At 32.4% G+C, this 23,042-nt stretch carries 26 protein-coding genes; 13 read left to right on the forward strand and 13 right to left on the reverse strand.

Going from position 1 to position 23,042, the window contains the following annotated elements; all coding sequences use genetic code 11:
• The first annotated feature begins 26 nt into the window (after positions 1–26).
• The gene (locus BUE10_RS09395) at positions 27–1,205 is read left to right on the forward strand and encodes a Pycsar system effector family protein (protein ID WP_073484515.1); all 1,179 of its coding nucleotides are present in this window, start codon (positions 27–29) and stop codon (positions 1,203–1,205) included.
• Between the two features lie 148 nt (positions 1,206–1,353).
• On the opposite strand, the gene BUE10_RS09400 is transcribed toward BUE10_RS09395, so the two are convergent.
• Complete coding sequence (locus BUE10_RS09400; RefSeq protein WP_073484517.1) at positions 1,354–3,723, reverse strand: GAF domain-containing protein; 2,370 nt, start codon at positions 3,721–3,723, stop codon at positions 1,354–1,356.
• Positions 3,724–3,954: 231 nt separating this feature from the next.
• Here BUE10_RS09400 and BUE10_RS09405 point away from each other — a divergent pair, with 231 nt between their 5' ends.
• Positions 3,955–4,707: a glucose 1-dehydrogenase gene (locus BUE10_RS09405; protein ID WP_073484519.1), complete on the forward strand. Its 753-nt coding sequence runs from the start codon at positions 3,955–3,957 to the stop codon at positions 4,705–4,707.
• 72 nt (positions 4,708–4,779) lie between these two features.
• The gene (locus BUE10_RS09410) at positions 4,780–5,361 is read left to right on the forward strand and encodes a TetR/AcrR family transcriptional regulator (protein WP_073484521.1); all 582 of its coding nucleotides are present in this window, start codon (positions 4,780–4,782) and stop codon (positions 5,359–5,361) included.
• An 89-nt stretch (positions 5,362–5,450) separates the two neighbouring features.
• Here the strand turns inward: BUE10_RS09410 and BUE10_RS09415 are convergent, their stop codons facing one another.
• From BUE10_RS09415 to BUE10_RS09455, 9 genes are all read right to left on the reverse strand, one after another.
• A complete protein-coding gene (locus tag BUE10_RS09415) occupies positions 5,451–6,509 on the reverse strand; it encodes a nucleoid-associated protein (RefSeq protein ID WP_073484523.1) in 1,059 nt (352 codons plus the stop codon).
• Between the two features lie 42 nt (positions 6,510–6,551).
• Positions 6,552–6,911, reverse strand: a complete 360-nt coding sequence (locus BUE10_RS09420) for a four helix bundle protein (protein WP_073484524.1) — start codon at positions 6,909–6,911, stop codon at positions 6,552–6,554.
• Positions 6,912–7,028: 117 nt separating this feature from the next.
• On the reverse strand, positions 7,029–7,571 hold the full coding sequence (locus tag BUE10_RS09425; protein WP_073484526.1) for an IS1096 element passenger TnpR family protein: 543 nt from the start codon (positions 7,569–7,571) through the stop codon (positions 7,029–7,031).
• Between the two features lie 326 nt (positions 7,572–7,897).
• On the reverse strand, positions 7,898–8,497 hold the full coding sequence (locus tag BUE10_RS09430; RefSeq protein ID WP_073484528.1) for an HPP family protein: 600 nt from the start codon (positions 8,495–8,497) through the stop codon (positions 7,898–7,900).
• Positions 8,498–8,523: 26 nt separating this feature from the next.
• Positions 8,524–9,801: a chloride channel protein gene (locus BUE10_RS09435; RefSeq protein ID WP_073484530.1), complete on the reverse strand. Its 1,278-nt coding sequence runs from the start codon at positions 9,799–9,801 to the stop codon at positions 8,524–8,526.
• Positions 9,802–10,238: 437 nt separating this feature from the next.
• Positions 10,239–10,628 carry an SMU1112c/YaeR family gloxylase I-like metalloprotein gene (locus BUE10_RS09440; protein ID WP_073484532.1) on the reverse strand — a complete coding sequence of 130 codons (390 nt, stop codon included), beginning with the start codon at positions 10,626–10,628 and terminating at the stop codon, positions 10,239–10,241.
• Complete coding sequence (locus BUE10_RS09445) at positions 10,628–11,203, reverse strand: sugar O-acetyltransferase (protein ID WP_073484534.1); 576 nt, start codon at positions 11,201–11,203, stop codon at positions 10,628–10,630. Before BUE10_RS09445 ends, BUE10_RS09440 begins: the two co-directional genes overlap by 1 nt.
• A 9-nt stretch (positions 11,204–11,212) precedes the next feature.
• Entirely contained in the window at positions 11,213–11,671 is a 459-nt protein-coding gene (locus tag BUE10_RS09450) for a YciI family protein (protein WP_073484536.1), read from the reverse strand.
• A 10-nt stretch (positions 11,672–11,681) separates the two neighbouring features.
• Positions 11,682–12,140 (reverse strand): DinB family protein, encoded by a 459-nt coding sequence (locus BUE10_RS09455; RefSeq protein WP_053473872.1) that lies wholly within the window; start codon positions 12,138–12,140, stop codon positions 11,682–11,684.
• 139 nt (positions 12,141–12,279) lie between these two features.
• On the opposite strand from BUE10_RS09455, the gene BUE10_RS09460 reads away from it, so the two are divergent.
• The 10 genes from BUE10_RS09460 to BUE10_RS09510 all read left to right on the forward strand — a co-directional run bounded on the left by BUE10_RS09460 (position 12,280) and on the right by BUE10_RS09510 (position 19,765).
• On the forward strand, positions 12,280–14,439 hold the full coding sequence (locus BUE10_RS09460) for a TonB-dependent receptor (protein ID WP_073484538.1): 2,160 nt from the start codon (positions 12,280–12,282) through the stop codon (positions 14,437–14,439).
• A gap of 390 nt (positions 14,440–14,829) precedes the next feature.
• Positions 14,830–15,237 (forward strand): DUF2141 domain-containing protein, encoded by a 408-nt coding sequence (locus BUE10_RS09470; protein WP_083598016.1) that lies wholly within the window; start codon positions 14,830–14,832, stop codon positions 15,235–15,237.
• Between the two features lie 47 nt (positions 15,238–15,284).
• Entirely contained in the window at positions 15,285–15,908 is a 624-nt protein-coding gene (locus tag BUE10_RS09475) for a hypothetical protein (protein ID WP_073484541.1), read from the forward strand.
• Between the two features lie 25 nt (positions 15,909–15,933).
• Positions 15,934–17,292 (forward strand): histidine kinase, encoded by a 1,359-nt coding sequence (locus tag BUE10_RS09480; RefSeq protein ID WP_073484543.1) that lies wholly within the window; start codon positions 15,934–15,936, stop codon positions 17,290–17,292.
• 2 nt (positions 17,293–17,294) lie between these two features.
• The gene (locus BUE10_RS09485; RefSeq protein ID WP_073484544.1) at positions 17,295–17,597 is read left to right on the forward strand and encodes a 2TM domain-containing protein; all 303 of its coding nucleotides are present in this window, start codon (positions 17,295–17,297) and stop codon (positions 17,595–17,597) included.
• A 2-nt stretch (positions 17,598–17,599) separates the two neighbouring features.
• Entirely contained in the window at positions 17,600–17,929 is a 330-nt protein-coding gene (locus tag BUE10_RS09490; protein WP_073485245.1) for a 2TM domain-containing protein, read from the forward strand.
• A gap of 2 nt (positions 17,930–17,931) precedes the next feature.
• A complete protein-coding gene (locus tag BUE10_RS09495; RefSeq protein ID WP_073485247.1) occupies positions 17,932–18,261 on the forward strand; it encodes a 2TM domain-containing protein in 330 nt (109 codons plus the stop codon).
• 2 nt (positions 18,262–18,263) lie between these two features.
• Complete coding sequence (locus tag BUE10_RS09500) at positions 18,264–18,569, forward strand: 2TM domain-containing protein (RefSeq protein ID WP_234984729.1); 306 nt, start codon at positions 18,264–18,266, stop codon at positions 18,567–18,569.
• A gap of 16 nt (positions 18,570–18,585) precedes the next feature.
• Positions 18,586–18,957, forward strand: coding sequence for a 2TM domain-containing protein (locus BUE10_RS09505; RefSeq protein WP_073484548.1), 372 nt, complete (start codon positions 18,586–18,588; stop codon positions 18,955–18,957).
• A gap of 40 nt (positions 18,958–18,997) precedes the next feature.
• On the forward strand, positions 18,998–19,765 hold the full coding sequence (locus BUE10_RS09510) for a LytR/AlgR family response regulator transcription factor (RefSeq protein ID WP_073484550.1): 768 nt from the start codon (positions 18,998–19,000) through the stop codon (positions 19,763–19,765).
• A gap of 275 nt (positions 19,766–20,040) precedes the next feature.
• Here BUE10_RS09510 and BUE10_RS09515 read toward each other — a convergent pair whose 3' ends face one another.
• Genes BUE10_RS09515 through BUE10_RS09525 form a run of 3 tightly spaced genes read right to left on the reverse strand, consistent with a single transcriptional unit; the run spans position 20,041 to position 22,849 of the window.
• Positions 20,041–21,066 carry a COX15/CtaA family protein gene (locus BUE10_RS09515; RefSeq protein ID WP_073484552.1) on the reverse strand — a complete coding sequence of 342 codons (1,026 nt, stop codon included), beginning with the start codon at positions 21,064–21,066 and terminating at the stop codon, positions 20,041–20,043.
• Positions 21,063–21,419 carry a hypothetical protein gene (locus tag BUE10_RS09520; RefSeq protein ID WP_073484553.1) on the reverse strand — a complete coding sequence of 119 codons (357 nt, stop codon included), beginning with the start codon at positions 21,417–21,419 and terminating at the stop codon, positions 21,063–21,065. The genes BUE10_RS09515 and BUE10_RS09520 overlap by 4 nt, the downstream gene beginning before the upstream one ends.
• The gene (locus BUE10_RS09525; RefSeq protein ID WP_073484555.1) at positions 21,419–22,849 is read right to left on the reverse strand and encodes a CCA tRNA nucleotidyltransferase; all 1,431 of its coding nucleotides are present in this window, start codon (positions 22,847–22,849) and stop codon (positions 21,419–21,421) included. The genes BUE10_RS09520 and BUE10_RS09525 overlap by 1 nt, the downstream gene beginning before the upstream one ends.
• Positions 22,850–23,042: the final 193 nt, after the last annotated feature.

A 23,042-nucleotide genomic window follows, 5' to 3' on the forward strand; every position in this document is an offset into this window, starting at 1 on the left:
ATTTAGTGGTATAAAAATATTCTTTTATGAATCTAATAGAACAATCCGAGGATTTCGTCGGTAATTTACTCAAAGATAAACTTTCTAATTTATATTCTTACCATAATTTTAACCATACTTTCACGGTAGTTACAGCGGTAAAAGAGCTTTGCAAAAAGGAAGATGTAGAAAGTGATGACAAAGAGGCACTTTTAGCTGCAGCCTGGTTTCATGATACAGGATATATTGAAGGTTACGAAAATCATGAAGTTAAGAGCGTAAAGATTGCAGCTGATTTTTTAAAGGAAAAAGGAAAATCAGAAAAATTTATCGAATTGGTTTCCAGTTTGATTTTGGCTACAGCCAGAGACTACCATCCAAAAACACATTTAGAAAAAATAATTAAAGATGCTGATTATGCCCATTTAATGGGAACAGAATATGTTACAACCATCGAGTTATTGCGTTTAGAGCTAAAAAACACCGGAATTGTAAATTTTTCGAATGCCGAATGGACAAAAGAAAATCTGGACTTTTTACTGAATAAACATAGGTTCTATACGGATTATGCTTTAAGAAAATGGCAGCCTTTAAAAGAAAAAAATCTCATTTTGATTCAGAAAAAAATAAGCAAACAGGAATTGAAAGCTGCAGAAGAACTTGAAAAAGAAACCAAAAAAAGTGAAAAAGTTGAAAAACCAGATCGAGGCGTTGATACATTATTTCGTGTTACGCTTGGAAATCATACCCGTTTAAGCGGAATTGCCGATAGTAAAGCGAATATTTTATTATCTGTAAATGCCATTATTATTTCGATTGCACTTTCATCTATCATTCCAAAATTAGACAGTCCGAAAAATGCACATTTAGTTATCCCGACATTTATTATGCTGATGTCGAGTGTAATCACTATTATTTTTGCGATCCTTTCTACAAGACCAAAAGTAACATCGGGTGTTTTTACAAGAGAAGATATCGAGAATAAAAAGATTAATTTATTGTTTTTTGGAAATTTCTACAAAATGCCTTTAGAAGAATACGACTGGGCTATGAACGAAATGATGAAAGACCGCGATTATCTTTATTCAAACATGATTAAAGATTTATATTATCTGGGATTGGTTTTACAGCGAAAATATAACCTGCTCCGTATTGCGTACAACCTATTTATGTTTGGAATTATTGTTACTGTAATTGCGTTTGTAATTGCATTTAAGTCGATTTAAATTTTAAAACGTATAAAAATTAGACGCGGATTATACGGATTCGCTTCGCGAAGACGCGGATAAAAACAGATTTTTTATGTATTTATATAAATCCGTATAATCCGCGTTCTATTTTTATAAAATTTGACTATAAGAAAAAGCTCAACTTTTAGTTGAGCTCATCTAATAAATCCTGATAGGTAATTTTCTTTATTTTCGAATTATTTACGTTATTAATTACTTTTACACGAATCGCTTTTAAACCAGAAACTCCCTGAAGATCTTCAACTTCAAATTGTTCAATTGATGGTTCCAAAACTTTCTTGTGCTGCAAATATTTGATGTATTTTAAATATTCTGCCTCTTCACTGTTTTGAGAGTAAACGATTGTAATTTTCTCTTTTTCAGTAATTCTTTCAGTTGTTCCTTTAATGTTCGATTTGTCGATACGTTTTTTAACGACTTCATATCTTGCATTATAAGTTCCGTCAACGTCGAAACGTTTTTCATCCATTCTAAAACGGATAGAAAGCGGCGAACTGAAAACCAAAATCAGCGAAGTAACATCTAATTCATACGGAAGCGATTCCTTAAGCTGATGATGCTCTAATTCCATTTCGCATAAAGTCTGTAACTGCCACAAACGTAAATTGTGCAGGTACATAATGTCAAACGGTTTTGTTGGCGAAATCGAAGCTCCAATATATAAGTTATGCTCAACACCATCCGTTTTAAAACGTTCGTAATAATGCGGATAAATTTGCTGCGCTTCAACCTGTTTTTTGTCTAATACAGAAGCCAGCCTTTTATTGATAATCGACATTGCATTGTCAAACTTCTTTCTTTCCTGATAAAACATTCCGGTTTTTTCATCCAGACTTTCAAAGTACAACTCTTCTAACTTTTTATTTTTAGCATTGTCTTTGGTATTTTTCAATATCGGATGAATTTCATCTTCAATATAACGCTGAATATGCTGTTCCATATCTGCTTTTAGCGGAAAATCCAATTCACTTCGAAGAGATTCCAATTCAAATTTTCTTTGCTCTAAAAGTACCAGATTTGAATTCGGTTTTTGATTATCGAAAATTTCCAAAAGAGCAGTAAGCTGATTTTTCAAGTCGATTTTAACCGTTTCATTTCGGTGTTCAGATGAACCTTTAATATCAATTTGTCCGTATAATGGGAATACATTTTTAAATACAATTTCCTTAAAAATATAATCTTTAGTGTGATTTATATTTTGGAAATAGTTTTGAGATTCTTTTCTGAATTTCCAATAAACGCTTGGGTGAATCGTAGTATATTCACGCTGAATAATAGCTTCAACCTGATGCTGCATATCTGTATTATAGCGATCAATAGTATCTGTTAAATACGGTAAAACCAATTCTAATTTAGTCGCATTTACACTGTTTAATTCGCGTATATTATCAGAAACCAATTCGACAACGCCCAATAAATGGTCGTCTTTTATAACTGGAGCAAAAACACAGCTTTGAATTCCTTGTTTCAATAAATGCTCACCAAGTTTTTGGTTTGAAGATTCTTCGATAAATTTTTTCACGTTTGAAATTACAAACGGTTCCTTTTTATCTAAAAGATTTTCAAATGAACATCCAAAAAATGCGTTTTTACAATCCACTTCCTGAGCAGATGAAAGTAAAAAACTCTGCATTTGGTTGTCAAATTTTATTGGTCGTATAAATTTTTCTTCCTCAGGGTTATAGATAATAAAACCAACTTTTAAACTCGGAATTTTAAAAATAGATCTAAAGATGTTCTCTATAATTTCTGTAGAGGCAACTCTTGAAGTTTCTGGTTTTAAAAGATTACTTTTTAAATTAGAGATTGCACTTTCTGTAGTTGCATCAAATAAAGAAACAATTCCGAAGCCTTTTAAAATCCAGCTTCTTGGCGGAAATTTAGATTTCCATAAATCAATATCGTTATAATTATCAATCAAAACATCAATATCGTCCTGTGTAAGCTGTGGTGCATTCTCTGTAGGTGTGATTTCCATGAAATCGGCATTGTACAGAATACGATAATGTTTTTCTACACCTTCTTCATCCGGAATATCGTAGAAAAAAGGTTTATTAAAATCAATATTTTGACGATAATAAGCGCTTAAAATCAAACAGCAGTTATTGATATAGAATTGGTGATCATCAAAATCACGAATTTCCATGTAAAACTCATCACCGGCATTACGTAAAATTTTCTTGAAACGCTCTGTATAATTAAATGATATATTTTGAAAAGGTATTGTTATGGCTTTTATTTCATTGTTTGTTAAAGCCGTAGGGAATAAGTCAGCAGCAATGTTTTTAATTAAAGCTTCATTATCCTTAATAGTGCTGTAATCGCGAATTCCTGTTCTGAATTCCGGATACGCTTCAATTTCTTTTAAAATCGCTTTGGCGTAGTTAGATCGGTAATCAACATTAGATAAAGCAATCTGCTCAAAAGATTCAATTAGTTTATGAAATGAGATTATCGTTTCGAAAGGACTTTCGGTTGGTAAAAGACGATCCATCTGTTTTTTGTTTTTAGAATTACAAAATTAAGCATAAATTAAGAATTGGCGACATTTTACGATTTGTTTCGTTTATAGTTTCATAGGTATAAACCCTTATAAAATGGCACTTTTAGAAGTAAATAATTATTTTAACAAAAAATTAACTTTATAAATAACGGAACGATCGTTCCGTTATTGTATCTTTGTACCATAATAATTGAATAATCAATAACTTAAATAACAAACAAAATGAAAAATTTAGAAAACAAAGTAGCTATTGTAACAGGAGGAAATAGTGGAATTGGATACGCAGCAGCAGCTGATTTAGTATCAAAAGGAGCAAAAGTAATTGTAACAGGAAGAAACAAAGAAGCTTTGGCAAAAGCCGAAACAGAATTGAACGTTACCGGAATTGTTGCAGATCAATCTGATTTAAAATCAATTGATAGTTTAGTAGAACAAGTAAAAGCACAATTCGGAAAAGTGGATATTTTATTTTTAAATGCAGGAGTTGCCTCTTTTGCTCCGGTAGATTCAGCTTCAGAAGAACATTATGACAGTATTATGAATGTGAATGTAAAAGGAGTTTATTTTACAGTTCAAAAAGTATTACCAATCCTGAATGATGGAGGTTCTATAATTTTTAATACTTCGATCAATGCTCATGTTGGTATGCCAAATTCTAGTGTATATGCAGCAAGCAAAGCAGCAGTATTATCTTTAAATAAAGTATTCGCTACAGAATTAGCACCAAGAAAAATTAGAGTAAATGCTGTTTCTCCTGGTCCGGTTGAAACACCGCTTTACGGAAAACTAGGTTTAGAAAAAACAGAAGTAGAAGGTTTTGGAGCTGTTTTAGGAGAAAAAATATTATTGAAACGTTTTGGTCAGGCTTCTGAGATTGCAAAAACAGTTAGTTTCCTTGCTTCAGATGATGCATCGTTTATTACAGGAACTGAAATTGTTGTTGATGGCGGACTTACGGTAAACGCTGTAGTATAATTTTTTCGACCTATTCAGGAACGATTGTTCCATTTAATTCTTATATTTGTAAAGAAATTTAATTTTGATGTCATGGCTAGAACGAAGGAATTTAATGAAGATCAGGCTTTAGATAAAGCAATTGAAATTTTTTGGCACAAAGGTTATAACGGGACATCTGCCCAGGATTTGGTAACACATTTAGGTTTAAGCCGCTCTAGTTTGTATGATACTTTTGGCGACAAGCAAAAACTGTTTTCAAAGTCTTTACAACGTTATCAGCAACAGAATCAAGATGCTGTAAAAGAGCTTTTGGATAAATCTGAAAATGTCAAAGAAACTCTGCATGCTATTTTTAAACAAGCGGTTATAGAAAGCCTCGAAGATAGAATTACAAAAGGCTGTTTTATGGTAAATTCTTCGGTAGAGTTGGCTATGCACGATGAAGAAATTGCTAAGATTGTAAAAAGCAACAGCCAGACAATGGAAGAAGTTTTTACAAATGCAGTAAAAAAAGGGCAGCAGGCTGGACATATTTCAAAACAGTTAGATGCGAAAATCTTAGCCCGATTCATCTTTAATAACTATTCCGGAATTAGGGTTTTGGCCCGCGCCGGAGAAAGAGATAAACAAGTTTATGATGATATTGTAAAAGCAGTTTTTTCTCTTTTATAATATCGAAAATAAGAACAATAAAAAAATGGCAATTACATTTTGTAACTGCCATTTTTTGTTTTAAGTAAGTAATAGAAAATGAAAACTTCTTAGCTTTTTTCTTCTTTATTGAAATACACTAAGTAGTAATACATTTGTTTTTCTTCATCCCAGCCTTTTTCAACAAATTTTTCTGCACTTTCTGGATTGATAAAATCCATTTTAATCTGAATGTGAGTATCTAGGTTAATTACGTTTTTAATCGATTTTCTGGCGTCAGAAACTGCTGCGTTGGCAATTGGGAATGAGGTTACATCTTCGATGCTGTATTTTTCTCCTTTATCAACTTTATAGTTTTTGAATTCAGGAATCAAGTCTGGATTGTCTAATACTTCATTCAGGAAATTTTGCTCTTCAAACTGATCATTTTTAGCAAAATAATTCACAGATCGGTTCATAAACATTACTTCCTCTTTTTTGTCTTCTGCTGGTAAAACTACATCTTTTGCGAAGTTCTGGCAGAATTTCAAGTATTTTTTAGTGATGAAGTTCTCATCTTCAAAAGCATCTACAGATAAAAAATGTTCTAACCAATAACGCGCGTCGTAACGGTTGCTGTCTACAGTTAGAATTTTGTACCCTTCTTCTTTTTTATAATTAAAAATCAAACATCCTTTATCTAATTTGCTCAGGTTGATTCCTTGCTGCAAAATCATTTCAAGGTTGCTGTTTTTTTCTTCAAATTGTAAAAAGTCTGACTGCAATTCGCTTTTAAAAATTCCGATTGCGTCAACTACATTATTATCAATACTTAAGTTTGTTAAGTACGTTACATAAACCTCTCCGTTTTTAATATGCGGATGATTCGACTGTTCAAATAAATGTGTCGTGATTTTTTTTGAAATCTCCTGTAAATTAGAAGGATTAGTAAAAATCTCCGTCGCATATTTAAACATATCGTTGTAATCCAAGTCCACTTCGTGCGCAAACTGATAATAGTTTTCTTCTTTCTCTCTAAAAGGTTTAAAGAAGTACTCTTTTATCAAAGGCACAATTTCATCATTTAGATTAAATGGCTGCTCTGATAAAAAAATAGCTTCGTTACGGCTTTTGTTCCCTACGCGGTGTATCGCAAGCGTCTCGATGTGGGTGTTGAATAGGTTTATCATATATTTTAGGTTCAGAGTTGCAGAGGTTCAAAGGGACAAAGGTTATTTTCTGTCTTTTATTTTTCTTATAAAAGAGCTTAACATTCGTTCTATTTCTCTGCTTTCTCCATTTATTTTATTGAATTGATACTTGGTTATATATTTTAAATTGAATGAAATTTCAAGCTGAGTCTGCATTTCAAACAGTGATGAAATTGAAATATTTAAGAATCTCAAATAATCATTATTTCCGTCTCTTCCGTATCCCTCAGCAATATTACTCGGTATTGATATTGAACATCTTCTAATTTGTGAAGATAGTCCATAAATTTCTTCTTTCGGGAATGAATTTGTTAATTGGTAAATTTCGGTAACTAAGTTCATTGACTTCTGCCAAATCAAAAGATCTCTAAAAGTATTCATATTTTGTATTTAAAAATAAAACACAAAAATAAAAATATTCCTACAATAAGAAATCGGAGATTCTAAAGAAAAAACCTCTGAACCTTTGTAACTTTGAACCTCTGTCCCTCAAAAAGATCAATTCCAATTTTCCTCAAATCCATAATCTTCAAAGCTGTCGTCGCCTTCGAACATATCAAGATCATCTTCGTCTAAATCATCTTCAAATTCTCCGTAGATATCGTTGTGCATATCATCTGCTTCGAAGTTTTTTTCAAGTGCTTCGTCTGGCATTTCTCCGTGAGAGAATAAAGTTTCAGGATATGTTGCCCCAATTGCTTCATCTTCAATTGCAGCTAGTTCAACTAAGAAAGTCCACATGCTGATGAAATCATAAACGTAGATAATCTTCGTATTTTCTTTATCTAAAATGCTAGACAATGGATAATCGTTCATGGTTCTTTGTTCACCCGGAACATCGCCAGTATCAAAAAGAGGAATTTCATCTTCCTGATTCCAAGTCTCGTCACAAGTATAAAATGAAGCAACTTCTGATCCGTCAAAACCAAAAGCGTTGAAGATCGCATTGTGTAAATCCTCAAGCGTATCGTCTTCAAGAATAGCAATGTCTCTAAAAATATCTTCTTCGGCGTCTAGAATTACTCTAAATTTATAAACCATAATCTTTGTTTTTATTGAGAGGTCAAAGGTAAAATATAAAAAACGAAATACGAATTGTGAATTACGATTTGTTGAAAATATTTTTCTCTTGTAAAGAAGAGAGGGAAATCAATTGTCAGGCTGAGCGAAGTCAATTGTCAGGCTGAGCGAAGTCGAAGCCCAGATCCAATAGGAGCGCCCTTCGACTTCGCTCAGGGTGACAACCGTATATTCTACATTCCTGCAAGGTTTTCAAAACCTTGTAGGTTTTAATAATTATCAAAGAATATAGCCAAAATTATACCTACAAGGTTTTGAAAACCTTGCAGGAGAATACGAGGAAACATTTACTTCCCAATCAATCTCTTTCTAATTTTATGATAATGTTTGTGGTAAGTACTATGATTAGGATAACTTCTGCTAGAAGTCATATTATTAAAAATCAAAGCCGTTAAAAGTAAAATAAGTACACCGCTTAAAACTGGAGAAAGCACATACATATATCCCAAACCTTTTACTTTTTCTGTTCCAATAACAGCGATTAAAGCCGTTGCGCCTCCAGGTGGGTGAAGCGTTTTGGTAATCTGCATTAAAATTATGGCAAGAGAAACGGCTAATGGTGCAGCGATATACATAATATCCGGAACCAGTTTGTGAACGGTTACACCAACTAGAGCAGAAATTACATGTCCGCCAACTAAATTTCTGGGCTGAGAAAACGGACTCTGAATAATTCCGTAAACCAAAACGCTCGAAGCTCCAAAAGAACCAATTAAATAAACGGCATCGCTTCCAGAAAAATGTAAAGACTGTACATAAGCCAAAATCCCAATTCCGACAAACGATCCTAAAAACGACCAAAAATGTTCCTTATAATCAATTAAAGTTTCTTTATAAAGAATGTAACGTGTTTTGCGATAGCTTCTTTTAATTTTAGGAGTTGGCATAATAATATAATCTGTGGCTATATAATTTATTTCGTTAAGCTTGGGGCATAACTATATACAGTATAAGGATAAAGCGTTTTTGCGGTGTATTTTGAAATTAAACAAACAACAAGAATTGGTAAAAACAATGTATAATCGTTTGTTAATCCACATACTAGGAATATTGCTGTAAACGGAGCATGAATACTGGCACTCAAAACTGCTGCCATTCCGATAATCATAAAATTAACCGGAATTACATTTACATGGAAAAAACTGTTTAAAACCGAAGCCAATAATAATCCTAAAAAAGCCCCAATAAACAGACTCGGAGCAAAAACGCCGCCATCGCCGCCAGAAGCTAATGTTATAGAAGTTACAATTGGTTTTAGAATTAAAATTCCGATGAATGTTAAAGCTAATGTTATCGTTAATGGAATTTGTGCCGAATTTCCGAAAATGCCTTTTATAGCGTGATAACCTTCGCCATATAATTGAGGGAAAATAAATAACGAAATACTTAAAACAGCTGAACCGATAATAATTTTATAATAATGAGTTCCGATTTTTCCAAATTGAGATTTAAAAAACAATACACATTTGGTTAAGTAAACCGAATTCATTCCGGCTAAAACTCCTAAAAGAATAAAATACGGAATCGCTTTTAAATGCCAGGTTACAATAGAAACCGCAAACAAAGGTTCTTCATTTAAAATAGAAAGTAAACTAAAAGCAATGGAAACCGCAATAACATTTGAAATGATAAAAGCACGTGTCACTTTTCTTGAAATAACTTCAAGGGCAAATAAAACTCCCGCAATTGGACTGCTGAAAAGTGCTGTAACTCCGGCAGCAACTCCGGCGCAGATTAATTCTGTTTTATATTGACGGAAAACATTTTCTTTTTCGTGTGCAACTGAACCAATTGTGGCTGTGGCAACTACAGTAGAAACTTCGATTCCGGTAGAGCCTCCAAAAACTACAGTAAGTAATCCGTTGATAAAGTGTGATGGAATTTTATAAGATGGAAGATTTTTTGTGGTTTGTGTGCTTTCAAAAACTTCTTTGATTCCTTTGTTTTCTTTTTTCTTAAAAAGATATTGTCTCAGAAAATAAATTACAGATAATCCGAAAACCGGAAAAAGGATGTAAAACAGTGGGTTTACCGAAACTTGATGAAAGAAGATTTCTTCGTAATACTCTGTGATTTTTTTAAGTGAAATTCCGAGGAAGGCAGAAAGGAAGCCAATTAAAATAGAAACAATAACTAATTTTCGGAACTTAATGAATTGATGATTTTTTTTGATTTGCGCCGTTTTGTTCATCAGAAGTAAATTTGATTCGCACTTTTTTTATGCGGATTACAAAATTAAGAATCAAATTCGGTTTTTTATAGCAAATATTCATTTTAATGTGTTAAAACTGATAAAAACAGGAAAATTCTTGCAGTGTGTTTTTCTTTGAATATTGCTTATTTAGGAGCAAAGGTTCAAAGGAGCAGAGGTTCAAAGTTTTTACTAGCTTAAAATTATTAAAGAAAATAAATTGCCTCTAGCTTTAGCTGGGGGAATAAAATTTGAATAGAAAAAGGCTTTAGCCGAAAATGTATGTTTGGCTAAAGCCTCTCAAGCTTGGCTTTTTAAATCATCCAGCTAAAGCTGGACGAAATTGAAATATTCCTTTATACACGAAGGTAAAAACAGCATTTATACTTATTTTTAAAAGAAAACTTTGTGCCTTAGTGCCTTCGTGGCAAAAAAACTTATCTCTCATAAAACTCTATCGGCAATAAATCAGGATCTGCGATAAAAGTAAAACGTTTTTGAGTCGTTTCATCAATTCTGATAGGTTCTGATTCTATGTTTTTTGAAGTTAAAAAAGCAACAGTTTCATTTAGATTAATTACTTCAAATGCTAAATGACGCAATCCAACGGCTTCTGGTCGTGAAGGTCTTTTTGGTGGATCTGGGAATGAAAATAATTCAATTACATAAATTCCATTTAAAGCCAAATCTAATTTATACGACTGGCGCTCTTCTCTGTAAATTTCTCTTATAATCGTCAAGCCTAAAATTTCGGTATAAAAGGTTTTTGATTTTTGATAATCAGAGCATAAAATGGCAATATGGTGAACTTTATTTAGGGTAAGCATTATTTTTTTGATTCAGGTTCTTGATTTAATTTTCGGATTACTTTTGCCGGATTTCCAACAGCTAATGAATTGTCAGGAATGTCTTTTGTTACAACAGATCCGGCGCCAATAACACAGCCTTTTCCAATTGTCACGCCCGGACAAATAACAGAATTTCCGCCAATCCAGCAATCGTCTCCAATTGTAACTGGATAAGCATTTTCCAGAGATTTTCTTAATTCAGCGTCAAGCGGATGCGATGCTGTATAAATTTGAACATTTGGCGCAATAAATACATTGGAACCAATATTTACAGGCGCACAATCCAGAACAACGCAATTCACATTAAAATAAACGTTTTCTCCACAAAAAATATTATAACCGTAATCACAATGAAAAGGCGGTTCGATATAAAAACCGGCTCCAGTATTGGGAATCAGCTCTTTTAAAATTTCTTTTGCTTTTTTAGTTACTCTGTATTCTTTTACATTTAAACTGTGCAAAAGATTTTTTGCAGTTCGGCGGCCTTTTACTAATTCCGGGTCAAAAGCGTTGTAATATTCACCCGAAATCATTTTTTCTTTTTCAGTTTTCATTATAAGGTATTACATTTTCGTCTTGGCAATTTTCTCATGAATTTTTACAGTTTCCTGCAAAGCTGCGGTGCAGTACCAAGGCGTTAATTCGGCTTCGAGTAAATTGGCTTTTATGGCAGGATCTGTTGCTACGAGTGCTTTTGCTTCGTCAACAGTTTCTACGTTAAAAATATAAATGCCTCGATAATTTCTATCATTTTTCATAAAAGGTCCGGCAACAACGAGTTTTCCTTCTTTTACCAATTTGCCAATGTTTGCCATATGTCCTTCAAACAACTTTTTGGTTTCTTCTTTTGAAGCCGTTGTATTGGTTCCCGATTTTAAAAGACAGAAGACATATTTCTTCATTCCGTATTCATCGGCATTCAGAGATTTTGCCAGATTTTCATCGAATTTGACTTCAGTTTCTTGTGAAAAACCAATTGCAGTCATCAATAAAAAAACGAGTAATAAGAAGGATTTTTTCATAATTAATATTTTAAAGAAGTTTTTTCAAAATCACAATCTGTCCCAAATGATAAACGTCATGCTGAATGATTCCGTGAATATCTTCATAAAAATTATGATTATTATTTTGATCTATTTTCTCAAAATCCGCATCATTAAAATTACTCAAACAATCATTCCACATTTCCTGAGATTTTGCCAGACTTTGCAATGATTGTTCCCAGGCCGGCTCTGATGAATCTAAAATGGGTACAAAATAATTATGATCGGGAGTTGTGATTATTTCACCCTGAACACGTTTTAATATGTTTCTTCTCCATTGTATTAGGTGATTGACAATTTCCCAAATCGTGTTTAAATTAGGGTTGATTTTTTTATAAGCCTGAGCCGCAGTTACATCTTTTAGAGTATCTGCTAAGGTAACTTCAAGCCACGGATTTCCATTATAAATGGATTGATACAAATTCGAAACTCTTTTACTTTCTGACATGATTAACGATGTTTTTCAATTTCTAGCTAAGATACAAATTAGTATTTTACAACTCATCCTTAAAATTCTACAATTGGGTTATTATATATTTTTTAACAGGAAATGTTAAAATACATTTGCCTCATCAAAAACCAGTATTATGAAAACCAGAATTACTTTTATTTTATTATTACTAAGCACTTTTACTTTTGCACAAAATGTTATCTCAGGAAAAGTTTTGGACCAAAAAGGAAAACCAGTTGCCGGAGCAAATATTTATATAGACGGAACTTACGATGGAGCAACAAGTTCTGAAACTGGAGATTTCTCTTTTGAAACTTCTTCAACAGGAAATCAATTTTTAGTAGTAAGCTTTTTACTTTTCGAAACTTTCAAAAAAGAAATTGACGTTGTCAATTATAAAGATCAAATAGTAAAGCTGAGAGAAAATGTAAACACTCTTGATGCCGTTGTCATTACAGCCGGAACTTTAGAATCTGGAGATAAAGCAAGAGTTTCGGTTTTAAAACCTTTAGATATTGTTACAACAGCAGGTTCTGCCGGAAATATTATAGCGGCTTTACAGACTTTGCCGGGAACACAAAGCGTAGGCGAGGACGGACGTTTGTTTGTTCGTGGAGGAGAAGCGAGCGAAACACAGACTTTTGTTGACGGAATTCGCGTGGCACAACCTTACGGAGCAACAACCAATAATTTACCAACAAGAAGCCGTTTTTCTCCTTTCTTATTCAGCGGAATTGCTTTTTCTACAGGAGGTTATTCGGCAGAATATGGTGAAGCTTTATCAAGTGTTTTACTTTTAAATACACAGGATGAAGCAGATCATAATAAAACAGATATTGGTTTAATGACCGTTGGTTTGAGTTTAGGAAATACTCAAAAATGGACAAAAAGTTCGTTAAGCGTAAATATGGCTTATATTAATTTAGCGCCTTATCAAGCAGTAATTCCACAAAATGTTGACTGGAATAATCCATATCAATCTCTTGGCGGAGAAACAGTTTATCGATACAATTTTACAAACGGAATTTTTAAATTATATGCAGCTTTTGATTCTGAAAAATTCGATTTGAATCAGAAAAACATCAATTTCGAAAATCCAATAAGAACAGATTTAAACAATAATAACTTTTATTTAAACTCGTCTTATAAAGGAACTTTTGGAACAGGATGGCAGTTAACGTCTGGAATTAGTTATGGTTACAGCAAAAACAAAACGAAATACGATATCAACGATATTAATACAGATGAAAATGCAGCGCAGTTGAAATTGAAATTGGGAAAGAAAGTTTCGAACTATTTCAAATTGTCTTTTGGAGCAGATTATTTTATTACCAAATTCAATGAAAACTTTGATGACAATATTTCTGTTGAGGTGAAAAACGGATATGATTCTAACATTTTTGCAGCTTATACAGAAGCAGATATTTTATTCTCTAAAAAACTGGCAATGAAAGTTGGTTTAAGATATTCTAACAACAGTTTATTAAATGAAAATAATATTGCACCAAGAGCATCATTAGCTTATAAAGTTTCAAAAAGCAGTCAGTTTTCATTTGCTTACGGAGACTTTTCTCAAACGCCTGTTGTTGATTATATTAAGTATTCAAAATACCATCAGTTTGAAAGCGAAAAAGCACAGCATTATATTTTAAATTATCAGTTTACACAGCCGGGGCAAACTTTTAGAGCCGAAGCTTATTATAAAGATTACACCAATTTAGTGCAATACGATACAAGAGATATTCAGTACAATTCGGTTTTCAATAATAACGGAAAAGGGTATGCAAAAGGATTGGATTTATTTTGGAGAGACAGCAACTTGTATAAAAACTTAGAATATTGGATATCCTATTCTTATATCGATTCAGAAAGACAATATAAGAATTTCCCAGCAATGGCAACGCCGAGTTTTATTGCAAACCACACATTGTCTGTTGTAACGAAATATTTTATTACAGACTGGAAATCACAAATTGGATTTACAAACAGTTACAGTTCAGGTCGTCCGTACAATGATCCAAATCAAACACAATTCATGAACGGAAAAACTAAATCATACAATAGTTTGAGTTTTAACTGGGCGTATTTATTGACAACACAAAAAATCCTTTATTTCTCAGTTTCAAACCTTTTGGGAACACAGAATATTTTTGGATATGATTATGCAAAATTACCAGATCCAAACGGAGTGTATAACAGACAAGCGATTACACCAACCGCAGACCGATTTTTCTTCGTAGGTTTCTTCTGGACCATCAGCCAGAATAAGAGTGAGAATCAGTTGAAAAATCTTTAGTTTGAGGTTCAGAGGTTCAAAGTGACAAAGGTTCATAGGTTTTTGAAATGATAATTTTTTAAGTTTTTTAGAATAAAAACCTTTGTTGCTTTGCACCTCTGGACCTTTGCACCTTAAAAAGAAACAATTCAGCAGCAAAAATCAACAACTCAGTATCATTTAATTTTAAAACAGTAAAATCAGATATACTTTTGAAGTATAAATTAAAAGGTACAAAGAAACAAAGGGACAAAGGTTCAAAGTTTTTTAGAATGTCAATAATAAGAAAATCAAACCTTTGTCCCTTTGCAACTCTGAACCTTTGAACCAAAAAAAAAAGAGTTTTAATCATCAACAAAAAAACTTAGAACCTTTGTCACTTAGAATCTTAGAACCTTAAAAAAAAGAACCATGACCAAAATTATTACAATTACAATGTTATTTATCTGCAGCTTAATGTCTGCTCAAAATGTAAAATTAACTGTTGCTGTTTCTCGTTTAAAAAATAATGCAGGAATTGTAAAAGTAGGTTTGTATAACTCAGACGGTACATTTCTTAAAACGACTTACAAAAGCCTTGCTTCTGAAATTAAAAATAATGAAGTTACCGTAACATTTGACAATCTTCCGGCGGGAGAATATGCAATTACAACGTATCACGATGAAAACAATAACGGAAAACTGGATAAAAACGTGATGGGAATCCCTTCAGAAGATTATGCAGCTTCAAACAATGCTAAAGGATTTATGGGGCCGCCTGCCTATAAAGATGCTAAATTTGTTCTTGATAAAGATTCAAAAATTGAAATTATATTATAAATAGTAACTAACAAACAAATTAATTAACCATTTAAATTACTTATAAAATGAAAAAAATCATCACTTTAATCGCATTATTTGTTGTTGTAATAAGTTCAGCTCAAACTCAATTTGAACAAGGAATGACTAAAGCCTTTGCACTTTGGAAAGAAGGAAAAAATACAGAAGCTTCGGCATTATTTGAAAGAATTGCTTCTGCTGATAAAACCAGTTATCTGCCAAATTATTATATTGCTTTAATGAATGCAACAGCGGTTTTTACTGAAAAAGATAAAACAAAAATCGATTTGTTATTGACAAAAGCGCAAGATGCATTAGATGTTGAATTTATTAAAGATCAAAACAATGCTGAACTTTATGCTTTGCAAGCTTTAATTTATACAGGATATGTTGTGGCTGACCCAATGACAAACGGAATGAAATATTCGGCTAAAGTAATGGAAGCTTACGCAAAAGGAAAAGCGATCGACCCAAACAACCCAAGAATTGTTTTTGGCGAAGCTGATTACCAATTAGGCGGTGCAAAATGGACAGGTGTTGATACAAAACCACTTTGTGCTCAAGTTGATAAAGCTATAGAACTTTTTGCTGCTTTTAAACCAGAAACTCCTTTTTCTCCTAAATGGGGATTAGACAGAGCTTTAGAAGCTCAAAAAAATTGTAAAAAATAAAACTAATATAAGCTACATTATTATAATGAAAGACAATAGAAATGTATATGCAGATTTAAAAAGCGGAACCATAGTTTCGTTTAAGATTTCTATGATCTTTACCGTAATATTTTCAGCTTGTTTAGGAGATGACTTAAATGTACAAAACGTTCTTATTACTTTTTTTATAAGCTGTCTTTATTCTTTTCTGGTAGGTTTTGGTAACGGATATATTAATGTACTGTTAGACAAAAAATGGGATTGGTTAGAGCAGACAAACTTAAGAGTATATTACGGAATTCTGGTTACAGTTTTGTACACGGTTCCGGTAGTTTTAGGAATAAATTATTACATCTATGTTATTCTTCAAAACGTTTCGTTAGAAAAGTTTTTCAGCGAACGAATGATTTGGGTGCATCTGTTTTATATCATGCTGGCTTTAGCGGTTTCTACTTTTATGCAGGCGCGAAGCTTTATGGTAAAATGGAAACAAGCATCAAAATTTGAAATCACGCAGCAAAAGATTATTGCGGGAACGGCAAGTGCTAAATTCGAGAGTTTAAAAAACCAGATTGACCCGCATTTTCTTTTTAATAGTTTAAATGTTCTTAGTTCTTTAATTGAAGAAAATCCGGATAATGCACAGCGTTTTACGACTTCATTATCTAAAATTTACCGATATGTTTTAGAACAAAAAGATAAAGAATTGGTTTCGGTAGAAGATGAATTGTCGTTTGCAAAAACGTACATGAATTTACTGAAAATGCGTTTTGAGAATAGTTTGTTTTATGAATTACCTTCAGTAGATATTAACCCAGACGCAAAAGTGGTTCCGTTATCGTTACAGCTTCTGCTTGAAAATACAGTAAAACATAATGTAGTAAGTGAGCAAAAACCACTGCACATCAGGATTTTTATTGATGGAGATTATTTAGCCATTCAAAATGATTTTCAAAAGAAAGAAGTGTTACAGGACAGGCAAGGCGTTGGATTGCAAAATATTGTAAACCGCTACGAAATTGTAACGAACAGGAAAGTTATAGTAGAACAAAACGAGAAAAATTTCACGGTTAAGATTCCAATTTTAACCAAACAAATTACAGTTATGGAAACAAGTGCAGATTATAGCGACGAAACTAAAGCTTATTTCAGAGCAAAAAAGAGAGTTGAGGAATTAAAAGGATTTTATGCAAACGTAATTTCTTATTGTTGTGTGATTCCGTGCTTAATTTTTGTAAATTTAACGTACTCTCCTGGATTTCAATGGTTTTGGTTTTCGGCTTTAGGTTGGGGATTTGGAGTTGTGATGCATGCTTTTAAAGTATTTGGATACAGCTCTGATTGGGAAGAACGAAAAATTAGAGAGATTTTAGAAAAAGAAAACCAACAGAAAAACTGGAAATAATCATGGAAACGAATCATACAAAAGGAGAACGTTATTATGAAGCTCAGAAAAAAGTGGCTGAAATTAAGAAGTTTTATCAGCATTTAACGGTTTATCTTCTTTGTAATCCCATTGTAATTGTAGTAAATCTTATGACTTCGCCAGGTTATTTATGGTGTTTATATTCTGTACTGGGATGGGCAGTTCCGATAATTTTACACGGAATGAAAGCTTTTAATTTCTCTCCAATTTTTAATAAAGACTGGGAAGAACGAAAAATTCAGGCAATTTTAGACAAAAAAAATCCAAAACAAAAATGGGAGTAATCATGGAAAACAATTCTACTAATAATATCGAAGAAAATGAATTACAGCAATTAGCAAGTAAAAAAGTAGCTAAACTGAAATCATTTTATAAATATACATTTTTTTACATCATTGCTTTAATTGTTTATGTTTTAAAAGAATATACAGAACTGCCTTTGCATTCTTTCCCTTTTCAATTTATAAACGGAGTTGTAATGAGTCTTTGGACGGCAGTTTACATTAGTTGTGTAATTGATATGGTGGTTTCTTTTAAATTTCTTGGTCGAGAATGGGAAGAACGAAAGTTAAGAAGCCTCTTAGAAAAGAAAAATAAAGTACAAAAATGGGAGTAATCATGGAAACGAATTGTAACAACGAACATGAAAGATTTGAGTTTGAGCAAATCTTTAGAAAAAAAGTAGTTAGACTCAGATCCTTTTATATTCATGCTTTAATGTTTGGAGCAGGATTGGCAGTTTTTGTGTTAAAGGAATATTATGGAGCTCCGTTGAACTTTTTTCCGTTAAACTTTTTAAACGATGTTGTAATGGTAATTTGGAGTTCGGTATTTGTATGTTCTGCAATTGATTTATTTGTTTCGTTTAAAATTCTTGGAAACGAATGGGAAGAACGCAAGCTGAAAAGTATTTTAGAGAAAAGACAAAAAAAACAAAAATGGGTATAATCATGGAAATAAAATATAACGAAGAAGACAGATACTATCTTGCAAAAAAGAAAGTAGAAAATATAAAAGGTTTTTATGCTAATCTTACCTCTTATATTGGTGTAAATATTATTTTGATTGTCATTAATTTATGGACATCACCAGAATATTTATGGTTTTTCTGGCCCTTATTGTGGTGGGGAGTTGGAGTTCTTTTTCACGGATTAAAGGTTTTTGAAGTATTTCCGGTTTTAGGTAAAGATTGGGAAGAAAGAAAAATCAAAGAACTGATGGAAAAAGAAAAAGAGAATAAAAATAAATGGCAATAATTTAATTCAAATAAAAATGGGACGATTTAGAAGACGCATGTACGAAGACTATGCACATGAATTTAGTACAGATGAAAGTTACAATATCGCATACAGAAAAGTAAAAAGAATAAAAGGCTTTTATTCGCATTTGAAAGTTTATCTTATAGTAAATGCGATTATCATTATTTCTAGTTTGAATAGCAGAGGCTTTATAGGAAGTCATTTTGAAATTAGAGGTTTTAGAGATTGGGAAATTTTTTCAACGGCGTTTTATTGGGGAATTGCTTTAGCCATTCATGCATTTTCAGTTTTTGGACCTGATCTTTTTTTCAATAAAGAGTGGGAGGATAAAAAAATTAAAAAATATATGGAGAAAGAAGTTCAGAATAAGAATAAATGGGAGTAATTTTAAATTATATTTTTTTTCAAATTTTGCACATTAGTCAATGACCACATTAATTATAGAAGACGAAAAACCCGCTGCGCGATTGTTGCAGCGAAAGCTTGAAAAGTTAGATATTGCTGTAAAAACAATGTTACATTCTGTAGAAGAATCCCTTCATTGGTTTAGCAATAACGATCATCCGGATTTGATTTTTCTGGATATTCAATTGTCAGATGGTTTATCGTTTGAAATTTTTGAAAAAATAGATATCAAAAGCGCCATTATTTTTACAACAGCTTATGATGAATATGCCTTAAAAGCATTCAAATTAAACAGTATTGATTATCTCCTCAAACCAATTGACGAAGACGATCTGGAAGTGGCGGTTACTAAATTTAAAACGCGCTTGCCAAAACCAAGTTCAGAAACTCAAAATCTGCAGCTTGACTTTGAACAGATCCGCCAAATGCTGTCAAATCCTTTTGAGAAAGTTTATAAAAAACGATTTACGGTTAAAATTGGTCAGCATTTAAAAGTAATTACTACAGAAGAAATTGAATGTTTTTTTAGTGAAAACAAAGGAACTTACATTCATACCTACGACAATCGAAACTACTTAATAGATTCGACTTTAGAGATTCTGGAGCAGGAATTAGATAAGAAGGATTTCTTTCGCGTAAGCAGAAAATTTATTGTCCCGCTTCAGGCCATTAAAGAAATTCAGGTGTATACCAATTCACGTTTAAAAGTAATTTTACCAACTTACAAAGAAGATGAGGTTGTTGTAAGCCGTGAAAAGGTACAGGATTTTAAAACCTGGCTGGGGTAAAATTGATTTTTGTTTTAATGATTGCGTGAACGTATGTGTTTATGATTATCATTTCTGACGGATTGAAATCCGTCTCTACAATATAGATCGTTCCTTCGGAACTTTTTATGGCGTATCATTACGATTTCTACGTATTAAATCCGTCATAGCAATATTTATTATTCCGCCTAAAATTTCAAAATTATCCCAATAAAGAGCCAACGGCTCGATTTATATTGTAGAGACGGATTTCAATCCGGTTAACGAAACATAATTTTTTTATTTTATTCAAAACATTATTTGCTCAATCGGTGCAATGTATAAGTCATTGCGCTTAAAAGGAAAAACGCCATAATTTGGTGAATTAATCCTAAAGCCAAAGGCACGCTGTATAATAATGTAAATACTCCAAGAAGGAATTGTATAAAAACAAAAACTACTAAAGTATTGATCCCGTTTGCCTGCGTATTGGTAAGCGTATATTTTTTGCTTTTAAAGAAAAGAAAAAGAATAATTGCAACTACTACATAAGCAAAAGTTCTGTGTACAAACTGAACACCGCTTTTTCCTTCAATTAAATTTTTAATCAAACTAGACTGCTCAATAAAAACCGATTCGTGAATAAATTCTCCATCGCTCATTAAAGGCCAGTGATTGTGAATTAATCCGGCGTTTAATCCGGCAACAAATCCACCATAAATAATCTGGATTAATAAAGCGACTAAAGCATATCTGGCGATTTTGCGAAGCGGTAATATTTTATTAATATTTCTTTCCGGATAAATCAAATCCAGCGCAACCCAAAGTGTATAAGCGAAAGTGATAAACGCAAAAGTTAAGTGTAATGAAAGTCTAAAATGACTTACATCTGGATTATCAATTAATCCGCTTCGAACCATAAACCATCCCAAAAATCCTTGAAAAGCGCCCATTGCTAAAAGCACAATACATTTTTTAATTGTTGGCGTATCTAATTTTTTTCTGATTAAGAAGTAAACAAAAGGCACGAAGAAAACTAACCCAATTATACGACCGATGAAACGGTGAAACCATTCCCAGAAATAAATAAATTTATAATCTGCTAATTGAAAATCGTTGTGAATATTGATTTTTTGGTACTCAGGAAACTTTTTATACTCATCAAAAGCAGCCTGCCATTTTGCATCAGTTAAAGGCGGGAATGTGTCGGTAACCAAATGCCAGTCCGTCATTGATAAACCTGAATTGGTTAAACGCGTGATTCCGCCCACGACAACCATTAAAAATAATAAAACACAACCTGATAGTAACCAAACGATTACTGATTTATTCTCTTTTTTCATTCTTTTCCGATTAATTCGATTTCGTTTGTTTTGTTTATTTTTCTTAAGTAGATTCTTGAAATAAATATATTTAGAATACTATTTAGCAGAATAATTATTAATAATGTAATGACCCTTCCTCCGTTTGTAATATCATCAATATCAAGATGCATTAAATCTATTAAAACAGCATTTTGAATAAATAAATAGAATGTTATTACTAGTGCTAATAAAACAATACTAATAAGTACAAATATTAGTTTGTGTCTTATTTGATTTTTATTGTTGTTTTTTAAGTTCTTAATGAAAAGAAGGTTTAGAATTGTAATCATTATCAAAAGCACAATTAAAAAAACAAAACCTAAAATATCCATTATTTCTTAAGAGTTAAATTTAACTTTGCAGCTCTTTTAATTACAAAATCATACGCAGCCTGATATTCATTCGGAATATCTCCTTCTAAAATAGCTTCTTTTACCGCTTCTTTTAAAACTCCAATTTCACGAGAAGGTTTTAAATCGAACATTTCCATAATTTCTTCGCCTGAAATTGGCGGTTGAAAATTACGAACATGATCGCGTTCCTCAACTTCAACAATTTTCTTGCGAACAATTTCAAAGTTTTTATGATATTTCTTAAACTTCGCGGGGTTTTTGGTTGTGATATCAGCTTCGCATAAAGTCATTAAATCCTCAACATCTTCACCAGCATCAAAAACCAAACGACGAACTGCACTGTCGGTTACAATATCCTGAGCCAAAACAATTGGACGTGAACTCATAATCACCATTTTTTGCACAAATTTCATTTTGTGATTCAATGGCATGTGCAAACGTTCGAATATCTTTTTAGCCATTTTTCCACCCAAAAATTCATGTCCGTGAAAAGTCCAGCCTTGTTTTTTGTTGAAACGTTTTGTGGGTGCTTTTCCAATATCGTGTAATAAAGCCGACCATCGTAACCAAACATCATCTGTATTTGGGCAAATGTTGTCAACTACTTCAAGTGTATGGTAAAAGTTATTTTTATGTGTATGACCTTCAATTTCTTCTACCTGATTTAAAGCTGTTAATTCAGGTAAGATTAAATCTAAAAGTCCGGTTTTATATAAAAGTAAAAAACCGGTAGACGGTTTTGGTGTAGAAAGAATTTTATTTAATTCATCTACGATTCTTTCGCCTGAAATAATCTTGATGCGATCAGCATTTTTTGAAATCGCATTCAAAGAATTTTCTTCGATTTCAAAATTCAACTGCGTGGCAAAACGAATGGCACGCAGCATTCGCAGCGGATCATCAGAATAAGTAATATCCGGATTTAAAGGCGTTTTGATGGTTTTACTTTCTAAATGTGCCAATCCATTAAACGGATCCAAAAGATCTCCGAAGTTGCTTTTGTTTAAAGATAAAGCCAAAGCGTTAATCGTAAAATCACGACGATTTTGGTCATCTTCAAGCGTTCCGTTTTCTACAATCGGATTTCGGCTGTCAAAATTATAAGATTCTTTTCGGGCACCAACAAATTCAATATCGGTATCTTCAAAACGAAGCATTGCTGTTCCGTAAGTTTTAAAAACCTGAACTTTTGGTTTATTCGGAAGTAAGTCAGAAACTTTAAGCGCTAATTCGATGCCGCTTCCAACTGCTACAACATCGATATCTTTTTTAGAACCTCGGTTTAAAAGCAAATCACGAACGAAACCTCCTATCACATAAGAGTCTACATTTAATTCCTGAGAAGCTTTCGAAATAATATCGAAGATTTTGTTTTGTAAAGCAGTTTTATAATTTGTTTGTATAGCCACGAATTCACTAATTTTTGAATAAAGATGATTTCAATTTTCGAAGAAATGAAATGCATGCAAATTTACAACATAGAAAATCGCTATTATAATCTATAGCTCACTTTTTTGAACAATTTCACATTTTGATGCGTTGATTTTTATGAATTGAGAAAGGGCTGCCACGAATTACACTAATTTTCACGAATTATTTTTT

Origin of the sequence: Flavobacterium sp. CF108 (genome assembly GCF_900129795.1) — a bacterium.
Lineage (GTDB): Bacteria > Bacteroidota > Bacteroidia > Flavobacteriales > Flavobacteriaceae > Flavobacterium.